14 protein-coding genes are annotated in these 15,802 nt (G+C 56.8%); 9 read left to right on the top strand and 5 right to left on the bottom strand.

Features of this window, described 5'->3' with window-relative positions:
* Positions 1–3: 3 nt before the first annotated feature.
* Complete coding sequence (locus tag ACJ8QF_RS03040; protein ID WP_015377190.1) at positions 4–735, top strand: isochorismatase family protein; 732 nt, start codon at positions 4–6, stop codon at positions 733–735.
* Between the two features lie 32 nt (positions 736–767).
* On the opposite strand, the gene ACJ8QF_RS03035 is transcribed toward ACJ8QF_RS03040, so the two are convergent.
* A complete protein-coding gene (locus ACJ8QF_RS03035) occupies positions 768–1,115 on the bottom strand; it encodes an antibiotic biosynthesis monooxygenase family protein (protein WP_049187336.1) in 348 nt (115 codons plus the stop codon).
* A 175-nt stretch (positions 1,116–1,290) separates the two neighbouring features.
* Between ACJ8QF_RS03035 and ACJ8QF_RS03030 the strand changes: the two genes are divergently transcribed.
* The 5 genes from ACJ8QF_RS03030 (at position 1,291) to ACJ8QF_RS03010 (ending at position 7,020) form a co-directional block, all read left to right on the top strand.
* Complete coding sequence (locus tag ACJ8QF_RS03030; RefSeq protein ID WP_442537244.1) at positions 1,291–1,974, top strand: ArsR/SmtB family transcription factor; 684 nt, start codon at positions 1,291–1,293, stop codon at positions 1,972–1,974.
* Between the two features lie 74 nt (positions 1,975–2,048).
* Positions 2,049–2,756, top strand: coding sequence for a glutathione S-transferase N-terminal domain-containing protein (locus ACJ8QF_RS03025; RefSeq protein WP_004939065.1), 708 nt, complete (start codon positions 2,049–2,051; stop codon positions 2,754–2,756).
* A gap of 131 nt (positions 2,757–2,887) precedes the next feature.
* Positions 2,888–4,315, top strand: coding sequence for an alkaline phosphatase (gene phoA, locus ACJ8QF_RS03020; protein WP_015377187.1), 1,428 nt, complete (start codon positions 2,888–2,890; stop codon positions 4,313–4,315).
* A gap of 460 nt (positions 4,316–4,775) precedes the next feature.
* The gene (locus ACJ8QF_RS03015; RefSeq protein WP_280630763.1) at positions 4,776–6,356 is read left to right on the top strand and encodes a malate:quinone oxidoreductase; all 1,581 of its coding nucleotides are present in this window, start codon (positions 4,776–4,778) and stop codon (positions 6,354–6,356) included.
* Between the two features lie 205 nt (positions 6,357–6,561).
* Positions 6,562–7,020, top strand: a complete 459-nt coding sequence (locus ACJ8QF_RS03010) for a helix-turn-helix domain-containing protein (RefSeq protein ID WP_049187328.1) — start codon at positions 6,562–6,564, stop codon at positions 7,018–7,020.
* A gap of 75 nt (positions 7,021–7,095) precedes the next feature.
* Here the strand turns inward: ACJ8QF_RS03010 and ACJ8QF_RS03005 are convergent, their stop codons facing one another.
* From ACJ8QF_RS03005 to ACJ8QF_RS02990, 4 genes are all read right to left on the bottom strand, one after another.
* Positions 7,096–8,136, bottom strand: coding sequence for a fimbrial protein (locus ACJ8QF_RS03005; RefSeq protein WP_048322570.1), 1,041 nt, complete (start codon positions 8,134–8,136; stop codon positions 7,096–7,098).
* Positions 8,137–8,147: 11 nt separating this feature from the next.
* Entirely contained in the window at positions 8,148–10,763 is a 2,616-nt protein-coding gene (locus ACJ8QF_RS03000) for a fimbria/pilus outer membrane usher protein (protein ID WP_015377184.1), read from the bottom strand.
* A gap of 27 nt (positions 10,764–10,790) precedes the next feature.
* The gene (locus tag ACJ8QF_RS02995) at positions 10,791–11,474 is read right to left on the bottom strand and encodes a fimbrial biogenesis chaperone (protein ID WP_004939085.1); all 684 of its coding nucleotides are present in this window, start codon (positions 11,472–11,474) and stop codon (positions 10,791–10,793) included.
* 66 nt (positions 11,475–11,540) lie between these two features.
* A complete protein-coding gene (locus ACJ8QF_RS02990) occupies positions 11,541–12,068 on the bottom strand; it encodes a fimbrial protein (protein WP_004939088.1) in 528 nt (175 codons plus the stop codon).
* Between the two features lie 514 nt (positions 12,069–12,582).
* Here ACJ8QF_RS02990 and ACJ8QF_RS02985 point away from each other — a divergent pair.
* From ACJ8QF_RS02985 to ACJ8QF_RS02975, 3 genes are all read left to right on the top strand, one after another.
* Positions 12,583–13,299 (top strand): EAL domain-containing protein, encoded by a 717-nt coding sequence (locus ACJ8QF_RS02985; protein ID WP_197752895.1) that lies wholly within the window; start codon positions 12,583–12,585, stop codon positions 13,297–13,299.
* Positions 13,300–13,320: 21 nt separating this feature from the next.
* Complete coding sequence (locus ACJ8QF_RS02980; protein ID WP_004939094.1) at positions 13,321–13,911, top strand: LuxR family transcriptional regulator; 591 nt, start codon at positions 13,321–13,323, stop codon at positions 13,909–13,911.
* Between the two features lie 183 nt (positions 13,912–14,094).
* On the top strand, positions 14,095–15,720 hold the full coding sequence (locus tag ACJ8QF_RS02975; protein WP_015377182.1) for an FMN-binding glutamate synthase family protein: 1,626 nt from the start codon (positions 14,095–14,097) through the stop codon (positions 15,718–15,720).
* Positions 15,721–15,802 lie beyond the last annotated feature (82 nt).

Genomic DNA, 15,802 nt, shown 5'->3' with positions numbered 1-15,802 from the left:
ATAATGAAAAAGACCCTGTTCGCCCTGATGCTCGGCCTGAGCGCCGCCACCGCCCCCGTCGCCGCGCTGGCGCAATCCCCCGCCGCCGATAGCCGCCAGGCGGGTTATGTGCAGCCGCTGACCGCCGACAACAGCCTGTTGCTGTTGGTCGATCTGCAGGACATGTTCGGCATGACCATTTCCTCTATCGATCAAACCAATCTGGTGAATAACGCCGCCGGCATCGCCAAGGCCGCCAAGGTGTTCAACGTGCCGACCATTCTGGCCTCGGCCAACGCCAAAAGCTTCGCCGGGCCGGTATTCCAGCAGGTGACGCAGGCGCGCCCGGACCTGCAGGTGTACGACCGCACCGCCATCAACGTCTGGCAGGATCGGCGCGTGGTGGATCTGATCAAACAATCCGGCCGCAAGAAAATCATCATCGGCGGGCTGTGGACCGCCAGTTGCGTGATGTTGCCGGCGCTGTCCGCCCTGGGCGAGGGGTATGAGGTTTATATCCTGTCGGACGTCACCGGCGACATTACACCAGACAGCCAAAACAACGCCATGCAGCGTCTGGTTCAGGCGGGCGCCACGCCCATCAACTGGGTAGCGTTGATGCTGGAATGGCAGCAGGACTGGAGCCGTAAAGCCACGGCGGGGGGCGTATTGCAGATCGCTCGCGACCACGGCGCCGCCTGGGGGATGGGCGCCAGCTACGCCGGGGCGATGAAGGTGGGCAGCGAGGCGAAATAGCGGGTGAAAGCCCGCCGCCGGCGGGCTTTTTCTCAGGTACGGTGATAACAACGGCTATCCTGCGGCGCCTGGTCGCGACTTTCCAGCCCGTAGTCCCGCACCACCTCCGCCACCCGCAGGCGATACTGCGCCAGCACCTCGCCACGGCCGCGCGCCTGCGCCGCCCGGTGCTGTTCGAGATTGCGCCACTGCTGCACCGCCGTTTCGTCGCGCCAGAAGGAGAGCGACAGCAGGCGTGCAGGATCGGCCAGGCTTTGAAAGCGCTCGATGGAAATGAATCCGTCGATCTGCGCCAGCAGCGGCTTCAGCTCCGCCGCCAACGTCAGGTAGGTATCGCGCTGCCCGTCGGCAGCCTGCAGTTCAAACATCACGGCAATCATCCTCGTCTCCTCTCAACGGTAAAATTCCGGCACGCGCGCATTGAGCGAACGGCGCCACTGCACCGATTTCAGCGCCCGCTCATCAATATCCAGCGGACACGGGCGCACAGCACCAGAATGCGATAGCCACAGGCTAGCGATGGACGCGCCGTCATACTTCGTCTAACCTCGAAGTATGCATAACATCGAGATAGAAGATCGTTTAGCGGCGCTCAGCGCCGCCATCGCCGACCGCACCCGGGCGCGCATGCTGTGCCTGTTGATGGACGGGCGCGCCTACACCGCCACCGAGCTCAGCGCGGCGGTCGAGGTCGCCCCGTCTACCGCCAGCGCACATCTGGCGAAGCTGCTGGAGCAGCGGCTGATTGCCTGCCTCAAACAGGGGCGCTATCGCTATTTTCGGCTGGCCGGGCAACCGGTGGCCGCAGCGCTGGAGGGTCTGATGGCGCTGGCGGGCGTGCCGCGCCCGTCGGTGAAAAGCAGCACGCCCACCTCGCTGCAATATGCTCGCACCTGTTACGACCATATGGCGGGCGAGGTGGCGGTGAAGCTGCACGATCGGCTGCATGCGCTGAACTGGCTGACCGGCGAAGAAGACTACCGGTTAAGCGACGTCGGTCAGGCCGCGCTGGCGCGGCTGGGCGTCGATTGCTCCCCCGCTCCCACCCGCCGCCGCTTCGCCTGCGGCTGCCTGGACTGGAGCGAACGCCGCTCTCACCTCGGTGGCGCGCTGGGCGCCGCGCTGTTAGCCGCCTTTATCCAACGCGGCTGGATCGTCCGCCGGTTCGACAGCCGCGAACTACAGCTGCCCCCTGCCGGTAAAAAAGCGCTGGCCGCACATTTTGACCTCACGGTGTAACCCGGCGGCGGGGTAGTTTTACTGCAATACTCAAGGGGTACGCTTAAACGACCCCGCCAACCCGAGGAGTTTCCATGCTCGATTCCACCCAATTCCCGATCGTCAAACGCTGGCCGGCTCAGCACCCGGAACGGCTGCAGCTCTACTCTCTGCCGACGCCGAACGGCGTCAAAGTGTCCATCATGCTGGAAGAGATCGGCCTGCCTTATGAAGCGCACCTGATCGACATCGGCAACAACGAGACCTGGACGCCGGAATTCCTGGCGCTGAACCCGAACGGCAAGATCCCGGCGATCATCGATCCCGACGGCCCCGGCGGCCGGCCGCTGCCGCTGTTCGAATCCGGCGCCATTCTGCTCTACCTGGCGGAAAAGAGCGGCCGTTTCCTGCCGCAGGATCCGGCGCAGCGTTATGAGACCATTCAGTGGGTGTTCTTCCAGATGGCCGCCGTCGGCCCAATGTTCGGCCAGCTCGGTTTCTTCCACAAGTTTGCCGGACGCGAATATGAAGACAAGCGGCCGCTGGAGCGTTACAAAAACGAATCGAAACGTCTGCTCGGCGTATTGGAAACGCGCCTTGAAGGCCGCGACTGGATCATGGGTGCGGACTACACCATCGCCGATATTTCGCTGCTGGGCTGGGTGCGTAACCTGATCGGCTTCTATGAGGCGCGCGAACTGGTGGCGTTCGACAGTTTCCCGCGCGTCGCGCAGTGGCTGGAGCGCGGTCTGGCGCGGCCGGCGGTGCAGCGCGGGCTGGCTATTCCGGCGCGCGCGGCCTGATTGTCAAACGGGGTGGCCGCCGGGCCATCCCGTCTTTCATTGTCATAAAATTGTCATCCCTCTGCTCTACTCTCCTTTCGTAACAATTTGATGTTATTTACATTGTTGTATTACGACAAGGAGCTTACCCCATGCAACCTGCTGTATCCCTGATCGCCGGCGCCGTGCTGTCCGCCCTGCTCTGTTCCTCCGCCATCGCGGCGGAAACCTCGGCCAATGCCGATGGCCTGACCGAACGCGCCGCGCACGGCAACCTCGCCGAACCGGGCGGCGCCCGTCGTCTGGCCGGCGATCAGACCGCCGCGCTGAAGGCGTCGCTGTCGGACAAAACAGCGAAAAACGTGATTCTGCTGATCGGCGACGGCATGGGGGATTCCGAGATCACCGCCGCGCGCAATTACGCTGAAGGCGCAGGCGGTTACTTCAAGGGCATCGACGCCCTGCCGCTGACCGGGCAATACACCCACTACTCGCTGGACAAGAAAACCCACAAGCCGGATTACGTGACCGATTCCGCCGCCTCCGCCACCGCCTGGACCACCGGGGTGAAAACCTATAACGGCGCGCTCGGCGTGGACGTGAACGGCAAAGATCAGCCGACGCTGCTGGAGATCGCCAAGGCGGCCGGCAAGGCCACCGGCAACGTCTCCACCGCCGAGTTGCAAGACGCTACGCCGGCGGCGCTGGTGTCGCACGTCACCTCGCGCAAATGCTACGGCCCGGAGGAAACCAGCGAGAAATGCGCCGCTAACGCGCTGGAAAACGGCGGCCGCGGCTCCATCACCGAGCAGTTGCTGAAAACCCGCGCCGACGTCACGCTGGGCGGCGGCGCGAAGTCCTTCAACCAGCTGGCGAAAAGCGGCGAATGGCAAGGAAAATCGCTGAAAGATCAGGCGGCAGCCCAGGGTTACCAGTGGGTGAGCAACGCGGATGAGCTGCAGGCCGTTACGTTGGCCAACCAGCAAAAACCGCTGCTGGGTCTGTTCGCCGACGGCAACATGCCGGTGCGCTGGCTGGGGCCGAAAGCCAGCTACCACGGCAACCTCGACAAGCCGGCGGTAACCTGCGAAAACAACCCGGCGCGCACCGCGGCCACGCCAACGCTGGCGGCGATGACCGAAAAAGCGATCGCACTGTTGAAAGATAACCCGAACGGCTTCTTCCTGCAGGTAGAGGGCGCGTCGATCGATAAGCAGGATCACGCCGCTAACCCGTGCGGGCAGATTGGTGAAACCGTCGATCTGGACGAAGCGGTGCAAAAAGCGCTGGCCTTCGCCCGCGCCGACGGCAACACGCTGGTGATCGTCACCGCCGACCATGCGCACTCCAGCCAGATCGTCGCCGCCGACGCCAAAGCGCCGGGCCTGACCCAGATGCTGACCACCAAAGACGGCGCGCCGATGACCCTCAGCTACGGCAACTCGGAAGAAGAGTCGCAGGGGCACACCGGCACCCAATTGCGCGTCGCGGCCTACGGCCCGCACGCCGCCAACGTGGTGGGATTGACCGATCAGACCGATCTGTTCTTCACCATGCGCGATGCGATGGGTATCAAGTAACCGCCTTCTGCACGATGGCCGCCCGCAACGGTGGCCATTTATTATTGGTTACCGATAGGCATTTGCAATTTAACCGCAATTATTGTGTGATAACAAAATAACGTTTAATTACGCGACAATTAACCCCCGGAAATAACGCGGTTATACGACCTTTCTTCCCTCTTTGTTTATTACTGCGACAGCAACCGGCCTATTTTTGCTTATATTCATTTTTTTTAGTTACAAAAGTAGTTTTTAACATTCTCGCAAACAATAATACCCCGCCAGTAACGTGAACCGATCAATTTGCATCCGGACGGCCTGCAATAGTTCACTTTTCGTTAAAAACCCTATTAACAAAAAGGCATTATTGCTGCCTATCGGCTCACGCCGGGCGGTCGGCTTCATTATTTCCAGGGTAACTCCCGCTAAATTCTTTCACCTGCAATGAGTAGAATTTACACACAAGAGATTTAATTCAATGAGAAAATTACTCGTCCTGATTTTCAGTCTCAGCCTGTTTGGCGTTACGCAACAGGCGACGGCTGAAGAGAAGAATAAAACCGTCGACGTGGTGTTGATCGGCGGCGGCATCATGAGCGCCACCTTGGGTACCTATCTGCATGAGCTGGAGCCGACCTGGACCATCGACATGTACGAGCGCATGAACGGCGTGGCGGAAGAGAGCTCCAACGGCTGGAACAACGCCGGTACCGGCCACTCCGCCTTCAGCGAAATGAACTACACGCCGGAAAAAGCCGATGGCACCATCGACATCAGCAAGGCGGTGAAGGTTAACGAGTCTTTCGAAATCTCCCGTCAGTTCTGGTCTTATCAGGTGAAAAACAATGTCCTGAAAGATCCGAAATCCTTCATTAACAGCGTGCCGCACATGAGCTTCGTGTGGGGCGACGACAACGTCAACTTCCTGCGTAAACGCTACGCGGCGCTGCAGCACAGCACCCTGTTCCGCGGTATGGAATACTCCGAAGACCCTGCGCAAATCAAACAGTGGGCGCCGCTGGTGATGAACGGCCGCGATCCGGCGCAGAAAATCGCCGCCACCCGCATGCCGTTGGGTACCGACGTTAACTTCGGCGTGATCACCCACCAGCTGGTTGACGCACTGAGCGCCAGCGACAAGTTCAAGCTGAACCTGAGCCACGAAGTGCGCGACATCAAGCGCAACGCCGACCAGACCTGGAGCGTAACCGTTGCCGATCTGAACCGCGACGGTAAAGAAACCACCGTTAACGCCAAGTTCGTGTTCATCGGTGCAGGCGGCGCGTCCCTGACCCTGCTGCAGAAATCCGGCATCCCTGAGGCCGACGGTTACGGCGGCTTCCCGGTCGGCGGCCAGTTCCTGGTCACGACCAACCCGGAGATCGCCAACCAGCACCTGGCCAAAGTGTATGGCCTGGCCAGCGTAGGTTCGCCGCCGATGTCCGTGCCGCACCTGGATACCCGCATGCTGGACGGCAAGCGCGTGCTGCTGTTCGGGCCGTTCGCCACCTTCTCCAGCAAGTTCCTGAAGAACGGTTCGCTGTTTGATCTGCTGCACTCGCTGAGCACCTCGAACCTGATGCCGATGACCCACGTCGGTCTGGATAACTTCGATCTGGTGAAATACCTGGTCGGCCAGCTGATGATGAACGACGACGATCGCTTCGCCGCATTGAAAGAGTACTTCCCGGACGCCAAGCAGGAAGACTGGAAGCTGTGGACCGCAGGCCAGCGCGTACAGATCATCAAGAAAGACGCGGATAAAGGCGGCGTGCTGCAGTTCGGCACCGAAGTCGTCAGCTCTGAAGACGGCAGCATCGCCGCTCTGCTGGGCGCTTCGCCGGGCGCTTCCACCGCTGCGCCAATCATGCTGCACCTGATGGAAACCGTGTTCAAAGACAAAGTGGCGACGCCGGAATGGCAGAGCAAGCTGAAAGAGATCATCCCGTCCTACGGCCACAAGCTGAACGGCGATATCGAGATGACCAACAAGATCCGCGGTTACACCAGCAGCGTGCTGGGTCTGAACTACATTGAAGTGAAACCGGAAACTAACTGATTTTCCGTCACTTCCTACTGAAAAGGCCGCTTTATGCGGCCTTTTTTTTATTCCCCTGCCGTTCAAAGAGCATTTTTGGCCACCTTTTTATCCCCGGCTTACCCTTGCGTAACGGCGTAGTCACGCCTATTATCAAAGCATATTCTTGGATAATTAAGCTAAGTCACTGTGACCTGAATGTCGTTTTTGCGGGAGAACTAAAACCATGGATCGCGTCAATATCATTCACGATTTACTAGACTGGATTGAAACTCATCTGGATCAGCCGCTGCTGCTGGACAACGTCGCCGCCAAGTCAGGCTACTCCAAATGGCACCTGCAGCGCATGTTCCGCAGCACCACCGGCCACGCGCTCGGCAGCTATATCCGCGAGCGGCGCCTGTCGCAGGCGGCGCAGGCGCTGCGCTCCACTCCACGACCGATCCTGGATATCGCCCTGCAATACCATTTTGACTCTCAGCCTTCGTTCTCGCGTGCCTTCAAGAAACAGTTCGGCAAAACCCCGGCGGTGTATCGCCGCACCACCCGCTGGGACGTCGCAGAATGGCCGGCGCAGCCGATAGAAATGCAGGCCGAACCGCGCCATGATGCCCCCGTGTTACCCCGTTGGTACGCCGGCAAACCGCCGGAAGGCGTTTGCACCAGCTGGATGGGGCTGCGTTAATCAGCGCGGTATAAGGCACAAAAAAGGGTTCAGTTCGCGAGAACTGAACCCTTTCTCTATTGACGAGACACCGAATTATTTGAAGGTGACGTCAATATTCGCCGATGCGCTGAACGGCCCCACTTTCGGGTTGGTGCTCAACCATTTCAGGCTGGCCATAAAGTTCTTTTCAACGATGGTGCCGTTGACCAGGCCCAGATCGACCGGGCTGTTCATCATGATCGGCGTATTTGGCGTCGCCGCCTGCGAGATCAAAATACCGAAGCCGCTGTCGCTGGTCGGCAGGATCACGCTGTTATCCTGCAGCGGATAAGTGCTGCTGAAGCTGGCCTGCAGCGTCTCCCCCTGGCAGTCCTGTCCGGTCGTCGGATCGGACATATTGGCGGCAACCGAGAATGGCACCTGTTTCTCGATTTTGCCCACCACCGCATTCTGACGCGGGATAGTGCCGAAATTCACCGTCGAACCGTTGTTGGCCACCACGGTGATTTTCGGGTTGCAGGAAATAAACTGAATATTGCCCAGCCCGGAAATGTAGGCGTTAAAGTTGCTGTTCGGACGGCTGTTCAAGCCGCCGACGCCATCAACCTGGAATACCGAGTACGAGTTGTTATCGTTGATCTTGCCACCGGCCGGCGGCGCCTTGCCGGTCGCTTTGATATAGACAGCATACGACACGGTAACCGTCAGCGGTCTGGCCGGAGACAGGCAGCGGCTGCCCGAACGACGGCATTCCGTGCCGGGCCCCACGTCCTGGCGTGCGCCCTTAGTCGGTTTAACATCGATCCCCTGATAAGTGACACCCACTTCGATCGAGTTATGGATCTGACTCATGCGAGCCTGAGGATCCCAATATAAGTAGGCGTTTTCACCTTGCGGCATACCATCCGTATCCGAGCACTGAAAAACGGAAGTAAAGGTCTGCGAACGCCACAGCAACGCGCCCGGCGCGGTATTGGCGGTCGACACCTTGATGGCTTTATCCAGCACGATATCCTGGCGAATGCTGCCGTTCTGCTTACACGACAGCGCATAGCTGCTCTGCGAAAACGCGCCCAGCGTGACCAGCAGCCCAGCCGCCAACCCGAGATTCTTATGCTTTAACAAAGAAGACATATCCTTTCCTTTTACGGTTTTCCGCAGGTCAGCGAAAGTTCCTGATAACCCATCAACTGTTCGGTCGCCGCTTTCAATTCCGGCACCACCAGTGAGCAGCTTTCGCCCGCGTCGTTGCCCCATTTCACCAGCAGACGATCCCCTGCGGAGGCACCTGAGATATAAATATCGCCGTTGGTACCGACAGTACCGTTGTTCTTGCCGTCCGCACTGAAGACGTTGGCGCCAATCGGCGGTACGCTGCCGTCGGTCATCTTGCTGTGTACCAACAGGCTTTGGCCCGTGTGCGTTTCAAACTTCACGCGGGTGATTGCGCCGTAAGTCGGCACCACGTCTCTTGCCGCCATCGGGATATCCAGGCCGTTGCCGATATCCTCGGTGCGCAGCGCCACACGGTTATGGCGGTATGGCGACGCAGAGGTCATCACCGCGTAACCGAAGCGGTCGATGGCGACGCCCGGTTGGTTTTCGATACGAACGCCCTTGGCGTCTTTGGCTTCCACCAGCACAAACGTATTCTGCAGCGGCTGGGTCAACGTCACGCCGCCGGAGTGTGCAACGATACCGCCCGCCACGCCCAACGAAGACTGCTGATAATCTTTGCTGTAGCTATAACCGGCATTGATGGTCCCCATGCTGCCCTGATAACCGACGTTGGCCGAGCTGGTTTGGCCCGAATAACGATCATGGCCGCTTTGCACCGCATAGTTCAAGCGGTTGTCATCCAGCGCGGTGCCGCTCAGGCCAGCGCTGTAGGTGTTGCCGCTCTGCTTGCTGTGGCCGGCGTTGAAGCTGGCGGTCATGTCCGACGAATCCTTGCTGAAGAAGCTGAACGGAATCGATACGGTCAGGTTGACGCTGCGGTCTTTATAGCCGTAGTTGCTGCGGCTGTCCTGATAAAAGACGCCATAGCTGATATTTTTATAGCTGCTGTTAAAACCGGTTTGTACGGTGCGGTCTTCACCGGACCCGCCCCAGTAAGACTGGTTGCTGAGGTTGGCGTACAGCGTCGAATTACCGGCGATGCGCTGGTTGACAGACAGCTCAACGCGCTGGCGTTTGTTGTTGAAACGGCTGGTGTAATAGCTGCGGCGGCGAGATTCCGCCCAGTCCGGCACGCCCAGGTTGCGATCGTTTTGATCGTAGTAATCGTTACGGTAATAACCGTTCTCATAGCGTTCGCGCTCGGCAACCGCATCGGAGAAATCATAATAGCCGGAGGTCGAGTAACGGTAACCGGCAATGCGGAATTCCGTCCCCCAATCGTTGAGCGACTTGGAATACAGGAAACGGAAGCTCTCCCCCTGCTTGTCATCGCCGTTCACCAGGTTGGTGTCGGAATAGGACATATCAAAAGAGACAGCCCCCCAGTTCCCCAGGTTTTTACCGAGGCCCACGACCGCTGAACGGTAGTTTTCCGCCACCAGCACGCCACCGTAAGGCGTGATGTCATACGCCATACCGTGCGACAAGGTGCCTTGGACAAACTTGGGCTGATAGCGGCTGGTGCCGTCGTGGTATTTACCGGCGGTCAGCTGATAGTTCCAAATCCCTTCGCGCAGCATGTTCGGCACCGAGGAGAACGGCACGACGAAAGAGGTTCTCGAACCGTTGGCTTCGATCACCGTCACGTCCAGGTTACCGCTCAGGGTGCTTGGGAAAATGTCCGTCAGTGCAAACGGCCCAGGCGGCACGTTGGTGCTGTAAATGGTATAGCCGTTCTGACGCACTTCAACGCGCGCGTTGGTCGTCGCCACACCGCGCACCACCGGCGCATAGCCGCGCTGGCTTTCCGGCAGCATGTCGTCGGCGCTGGACATCTGCACACCGCGGAACTGAATGCTGTCGAAAACATTGTTATTGGTGTTGGTCTGGCCGATCACCAGACGGCTGCGCAGAGAAACGATGTCCGTTTCCGCCCAGCTGGAAATGTTCTTCCAATGCGTACCGGCGCCCGACTGTTGGTTCAACGTCGAGTTGTTGCGCAGGCGCCAATCGCCAATATTGAGGCCATTGTTAAGGCTCAGGAAGTAATAGTCGGAAGTCTTGTCGTTCTGATTGTTGCCGTAGCGGTTATGAGTGCCGCTAAAGTTATAGTTAACAAAGCCGGCATTGATGCCGCGATCGTAAACTTTCGGCGAAATGGCACCTTGCGGGCGCGGGATCAGAAACACCTGCGGCACTTCCAGATCCATACGCTGTACGGCGGCGTCATAGCTCAGCTTGGCGCCGGAGATCTGTTGTGGCAATGCGTAGCATTGCGCGGCACCGGCGGTGGTCAGATCGCCGGGCAGCTTTACGCCGTAATCCTGATAGTCCGCGGCCGTCAGGCACGGCGCTACCGGAGAGTCTTTGGATTCTTTCTTGAATTCGATTTCGCGGTGATCGATACGCTGCCCGTTGAGATAAATATCAAACGGATATTTACCCGGCAGAATGTCATCCCCGCTGGCCAACGACGCCACCTGGGCGATATTGTCATCGCCATGGATGAAGGAGGTGTTGAACTGCTCCTCCGCCATGGCCATATGTGAGAATGAAAAAGGCACAGCAGAAAAATAAATTACACCATTAATCAGCTTCACCAAACGTTTTGGCGCGAGGGTTGTTATTCTTTTGTGTGCCATTTCTTTCATTCCTTGAAGTGCTTCAAATCAATTCAGTGCGACGTTTTTAATCTCGGTGTGACCGCCATAGTCGTTGATATAGGTAAACGACATATTGTTGGCTGATTGCGCCCCCTGAGGCAGGGAAATACGCAGGCTGTCGTGTGGCTTGACCATGTCGGCGTTCACTTTCCAGCTCTTGCCGCCGCTCTTCAGGTTCAACACGCCCAGCGTGACGAACAGCGGGCCATCGTTAGTCACGACTAAATTGCCGCCCTGGCGCTTCCACTTCAGCGCTTCTGCCTGCTGCTGCAGGTTGGTTTTCAACGAATCCGGGCGATAGAACAGTTTGATACGAGTACGGATCGCCACCTGCAGCACGTTATCTTGCTTAGGCGTTGGCGGAATTTCCTGTACGTTGACCCAGAGCAGAGATTCTCTGTCCTGCGGCAAACCGCTGCCGGAATAGATAAAACGCAAAATGGCGTCTTTCTTGGCAGCCAGCTTCAAAATGGGTGGCGTCACCACGATCGGCAAATTCTTAGGCATCTGGCTTGCATCGCCAGTATCCAGCCAGGTTTGCACCATGTAGGTATCGTCGCTGTCATTGCTGATTGAGAGCGATGCGGATTTACTTGCGCTGTTATAGATGACACGCGTCGCATCAACCTGAATGCCGGCAAAGGCATTAACAGAGAATGCGAATAAAATACCAGTCAGAATTTTTTTCATCGGAATGTCTCAACTCTCAAAATTTAGCCATCCTTGGCCAATAACTCTATCTATCCTGCCAGCGAATTATTTGTATTCGATGGTGAAGGTAGCGTTAGAGTTTGCCTGACCGGCAGTTACCAGATCCTGGAAGGATTTGTAACGAGCGCGCAGGTTGAAAGTCGCAGCGCCTGGGTTATCGCCATCAGCAGCAACAGTTACGGTAGCTGGGGTAGCCACTTCCTGAGAGATTGGCAGAGTAGAACCGTTGTTATCCAGAATTTCAACGCCAACGCCAGTCGCGCCGCCAGTTACAGCCAACAGCTCTGGGTGGCCAGCTGGGGTGTTACCGTCGAAACGCAGGGTGTAGTTACCCGCTTCACATTTCTCCAGGCTGATATCGAAAGCTTTAGCACCGCTGGTAGAACCGGCAGTTGGGAAAGCGGTGGTAGGATATTTACCCAGGTAAACTTCTTTATTCTGGTCTTTATCAACAACTTTACAGGTGGACTGTACAATTTCACCGGTGAATTTAACGTTGCCGTTTGCTGCCATTGCGTTGGAAGCAGTTGCAGACAATACCAGGGCAGCCAAAGGCAATAATACTTTTTTCATTTCCAGCTCCATAGAACAATAAAATAATCGATTCAGTGGCGGGCTTATATATATATTGCCGCCACTGAGCATACACTCAGCGATAGCACTCCCTTGCTGAAAAGGAGCGTTGCCTCGATGAACTCATTGCCGGACGAAATATAGACTAAGCATATTCTTAATGTTAAATCGTTTAAAACATTCATAAGCCCCCTCTTGATAGGAATAAACTATCGGCGGATACCTATCGATCGATGTTGACGATTCATATGAATAGGAATAATCTGTGTTTGGGAAAGCTACAGAGTTCAAGATTTTGCGTTAAGGCCTGAAAATCAGAATATTATCCCGAATATTTACATTTAGTAACAGATTGCGACGTTTGGACTTTGGCACGAATTACGCGTTTAATGGTCTGTCGACACGTTTCGGCCATCCTGACGCTTTAAATAAGAAATTTACCAATAAACCTGGAGTAACTTTCTTTTTAACCATTTAAAATCAACAAGTTAAATATCAATCCAAGGATTGGGAAATGAGCAGTTCTTTCAGAGAGAAAAATAACGGCATTAATTATGTTTTTCAGCCAATGTTCGCGAAATCGGGACAATTGCTGGCCGTTGAATGTCTGTCTCGCTTTACGTTTAATAGCGAATATGCCCATTTTTCTCCTGAACAGTTCTTTCGTCACGCCGACAGCGCCACCCGGATTGAGATTTTGATGGATCAGATCAATCTGATCGATAAATACAAACACTGGTTTCATGAAAACCAAGTGATAGCCACTTTGAATGTTGACGATTATTCCCTGCAATCGCTGGCGAATAGTCACTTTGCCGAGAGAATTAATGCCCTGCGCTGTATTCATTTTGAGATCAGCGAGAATTCAACCCGGCTGGTGAAAGATCGCGTGCACGGCGATCCGTCATTGAATAGTTATTCATTTTGGCTCGATGATTTTGGTTCTGGCTATGCGGGTTTTTCCGCGTTGTACAACAGCCAGTTCCGCTTCGTTAAGCTCGATCGTTTTCTGCTCTGGGACTTTATGAAAAAGTCCGGCGGCGAGGGCTTGATGCGCGCGTTACTGCGCTTCTTTTACCTTAATCATTACAAGGTAATTATCGAAGGAGTTGAAACTCCCGAACACAAGAAATGGCTGGATGAAATGCCATATTACGCACTGCAGGGAAAGCTGTGGAAGGAATCCAGCATCAAGGATTTGAACTCGCTTCTTACAGCTGAATACTTTTAACTCGGTATTGGTGTTTGCCCTATGTCTAAAAACAACGTTCTTGTGATTAGTGAGTGTAAGTACAGCTATGTTGGCCTGTCGGTGCTGCTGAAGAAACATTACGGCGCGTACGATATCCGCCTGTTTTCCGATTTCATGCACGGCGGCGCTAAAGCAGAGAAGATCACCAAGCACGATATCGCGCTGATTTTCACCTCGCAAAACCTGGAACAAAGCGTCAACGTGATCGAAAGCCTGGTGTCCCTGCACCAGCAATACAACAGCAAGACGCGCCTGCTGGTGTTCTATGACGACGAGCGCGTAGTGAAGCTGCTGTCGATCCTGGGGATTTCCGTTGAATTGGTCTCTACCCGCATTCCGCTTTATTCGCTGCAGGAAAAAATCCAGCGGCTGCTGGAAAGCAAAGAACCGGGCGGCATCAGAGTGCAGAAAACCCGCGAGCTTAGCCCGGCGGAAAGCGATGTGATCTTCAACCTGCTGCGCGGCGACAGCCTGCTGCACATTGCGGAAAAGCGCGGCACGCACCCGAAAACCATCTTCTCGCAAAAATACAGCGCGATGAAAAAGCTGCGGCTGCGCAGCATGAGCACCATCTTCGTCGCCGGCAAATAAACATCTTGGCTTGTTGCGCGGCACGCCGCGCGGCAACCCCTCCCTTCCGCCAGGTTAAATTAATGTAACAACCGGCGACAAAGCAGCAACAGACACACAACATCCTCTCCTGTTGGTTACGATTTGCACACGGATTATCCGTGAGTCATGTCGTGTGGATTAAAATAAACATCAGGAGATGTTATGAAGTCGTCCTTATTCAGCCGCTATACCTGCTTTGTGCTGAGCATCTTGCTCACCCTGGTTTTCTTGATCATGATGCACAACCATCCCTGGTTCTGGCTGCCGGCCCTGGCCTGCGGTTGCCTGATGGTACTGGGTATCTACGATCTCACGCAGCAGCGCCACGCCATCTGCCGCAACTACCCGATCATCGGCCGCCTGCGCTTCTTCTTCGAGTTCATCCGTCCGGAACTGCGCCAGTATTTCCTCGAGCAGGATAATGAAGAGATCCCGTTTTCGCGCACCCAGCGCACGCTGGTGTATCGCCGGGCGAAAAACGAGATGGGTGACAAACCGTTCGGCACCCTGCTGGACGTCTACCAAACCGGCTATGAGTGCATCGGCCACTCCATGCGGCCGGTGGAAGCCGCCGACCCAACCAGTTTCCGCATCACCATCGGCGGCGCCGACTGCCGCCAGCCCTACTCCGCGTCGATCTTCAACATTTCGGCCATGAGCTTCGGCGCACTCTCCGCCAACGCCATCCGCGCGCTCAACCTCGGCGCGGCCAAGGGTAACTTCTACCACGACACCGGTGAGGGCAGCATCAGCCGCTATCACCGCGAAAACAACGGCGACCTGGTGTGGGAACTGGGCAGCGGCTATTTCGGCTGCCGCACCGCCGACGGCCATTTCGATCCGCGCCGCTTTGCCGAACAGGCGCAAAGCCCGCAGGTGAAAATGATTGAAATCAAGCTCAGCCAGGGCGCCAAGCCGGGCCACGGCGGCATTCTGCCGGCGAAAAAGGTAGATGCGGAAATCGCCGCCACCCGCGGCGTGCCGGAAGGCGTGGATTGCATCTCGCCGGCCTCGCACAGCGCCTTCACCACCCCGCTGGAAATGATGCAATTTATCCAACAGCTGCGCGAGCTGTCAGGCGGCAAACCGGTCGGTTTCAAGCTGTGCATCGGCCACCCGTGGGAGTTCGTCGCCATCGTAAAGGCGATGCTGCACACCCGCATCCTGCCGGATTTCATCGTGGTGGACGGCAAGGAGGGCGGCACCGGTGCCGCGCCGCTCGAACTCTCCAACTATATGGGCATGCCGCTGCGCGAAGGGCTGCTGTTCGTGCATAACACGCTGGTGGGCTGCGGCCTGCGCGACCAAATCAAGATTGGCGCCAGCGGCAAGATCATCAGCGCCTTTGACATCGCCAGCGTGCTGGTGCTCGGCGCCGACTGGGTGAATTCGGCGCGCGGCTTTATGTTCGCCGTCGGCTGCATCCAGTCGCAAAGCTGCCACACCAACCACTGCCCGACCGGCGTAGCGACGCAAGATCCGCTGCGGCAAAAGGCGCTGGTGGTGCCGAACAAGGCGGAACGCGTCTACCACTTCCATCAGAATACGGTGAAAGCGCTGGCAGACATGCTGGCGGCGGCCGGCGTCAGCCGCCCGGAGCAGCTGACCTCGCACCATATGCTGCGCCGCATCACGCCGACCGAGATCAAGGTGTACGCCGATATCTATTACTATCTGGAGCCGGGCGCGCTGCTGCAGCCGGAAATCAAAAGCGAGTTCTACGCCCGCATGTGGCGCATGGCGACGCCCACCAGTTTCGATCAGGCGATCTCGCTGCCGGCGGCATGATGGGATAAGGGATAAAAGAGAGTTGCCCCCTCGCCTTGGGGAAGAGCATATGGAGAGGGGTTGCTTGCTACGGCGGCCCTCC

Origin of the sequence: Serratia sp. CY81684, assembly GCF_052166595.1 — a bacterium.
In the GTDB taxonomy this organism is placed as follows: domain Bacteria; phylum Pseudomonadota; class Gammaproteobacteria; order Enterobacterales; family Enterobacteriaceae; genus Serratia; species Serratia nematodiphila.
Note: the sequence above shows the minus strand (reverse complement) of the source record. Positions and strands in the feature narration are given on the sequence as shown.

Coding starts and splice junctions, on each gene's coding strand:
- ACJ8QF_RS03025 (WP_004939065.1), top strand. CDS start 2,049: ATGCTCGATTCCACCCAATTCCCGATCGTCAAACGCTGGCCGGCTCAG.
- ACJ8QF_RS02985 (WP_197752895.1), top strand. CDS start 12,583: ATGAGCAGTTCTTTCAGAGAGAAAAATAACGGCATTAATTATGTTTTT.
- phoA (WP_015377187.1), top strand. CDS start 2,888: ATGCAACCTGCTGTATCCCTGATCGCCGGCGCCGTGCTGTCCGCCCTG.
- ACJ8QF_RS03015 (WP_280630763.1), top strand. CDS start 4,776: ATGAGAAAATTACTCGTCCTGATTTTCAGTCTCAGCCTGTTTGGCGTT.
- ACJ8QF_RS03005 (WP_048322570.1), bottom strand. CDS start 8,136: ATGTCTTCTTTGTTAAAGCATAAGAATCTCGGGTTGGCGGCTGGGCTG.
- ACJ8QF_RS03035 (WP_049187336.1), bottom strand. CDS start 1,115: ATGATTGCCGTGATGTTTGAACTGCAGGCTGCCGACGGGCAGCGCGAT.
- ACJ8QF_RS02975 (WP_015377182.1), top strand. CDS start 14,095: ATGAAGTCGTCCTTATTCAGCCGCTATACCTGCTTTGTGCTGAGCATC.
- ACJ8QF_RS03040 (WP_015377190.1), top strand. CDS start 4: ATGAAAAAGACCCTGTTCGCCCTGATGCTCGGCCTGAGCGCCGCCACC.
- ACJ8QF_RS02980 (WP_004939094.1), top strand. CDS start 13,321: ATGTCTAAAAACAACGTTCTTGTGATTAGTGAGTGTAAGTACAGCTAT.
- ACJ8QF_RS02990 (WP_004939088.1), bottom strand. CDS start 12,068: ATGAAAAAAGTATTATTGCCTTTGGCTGCCCTGGTATTGTCTGCAACT.
- ACJ8QF_RS03030 (WP_442537244.1), top strand. CDS start 1,291: ATGCATAACATCGAGATAGAAGATCGTTTAGCGGCGCTCAGCGCCGCC.
- ACJ8QF_RS03010 (WP_049187328.1), top strand. CDS start 6,562: ATGGATCGCGTCAATATCATTCACGATTTACTAGACTGGATTGAAACT.
- ACJ8QF_RS03000 (WP_015377184.1), bottom strand. CDS start 10,763: ATGGCACACAAAAGAATAACAACCCTCGCGCCAAAACGTTTGGTGAAG.
- ACJ8QF_RS02995 (WP_004939085.1), bottom strand. CDS start 11,474: ATGAAAAAAATTCTGACTGGTATTTTATTCGCATTCTCTGTTAATGCC.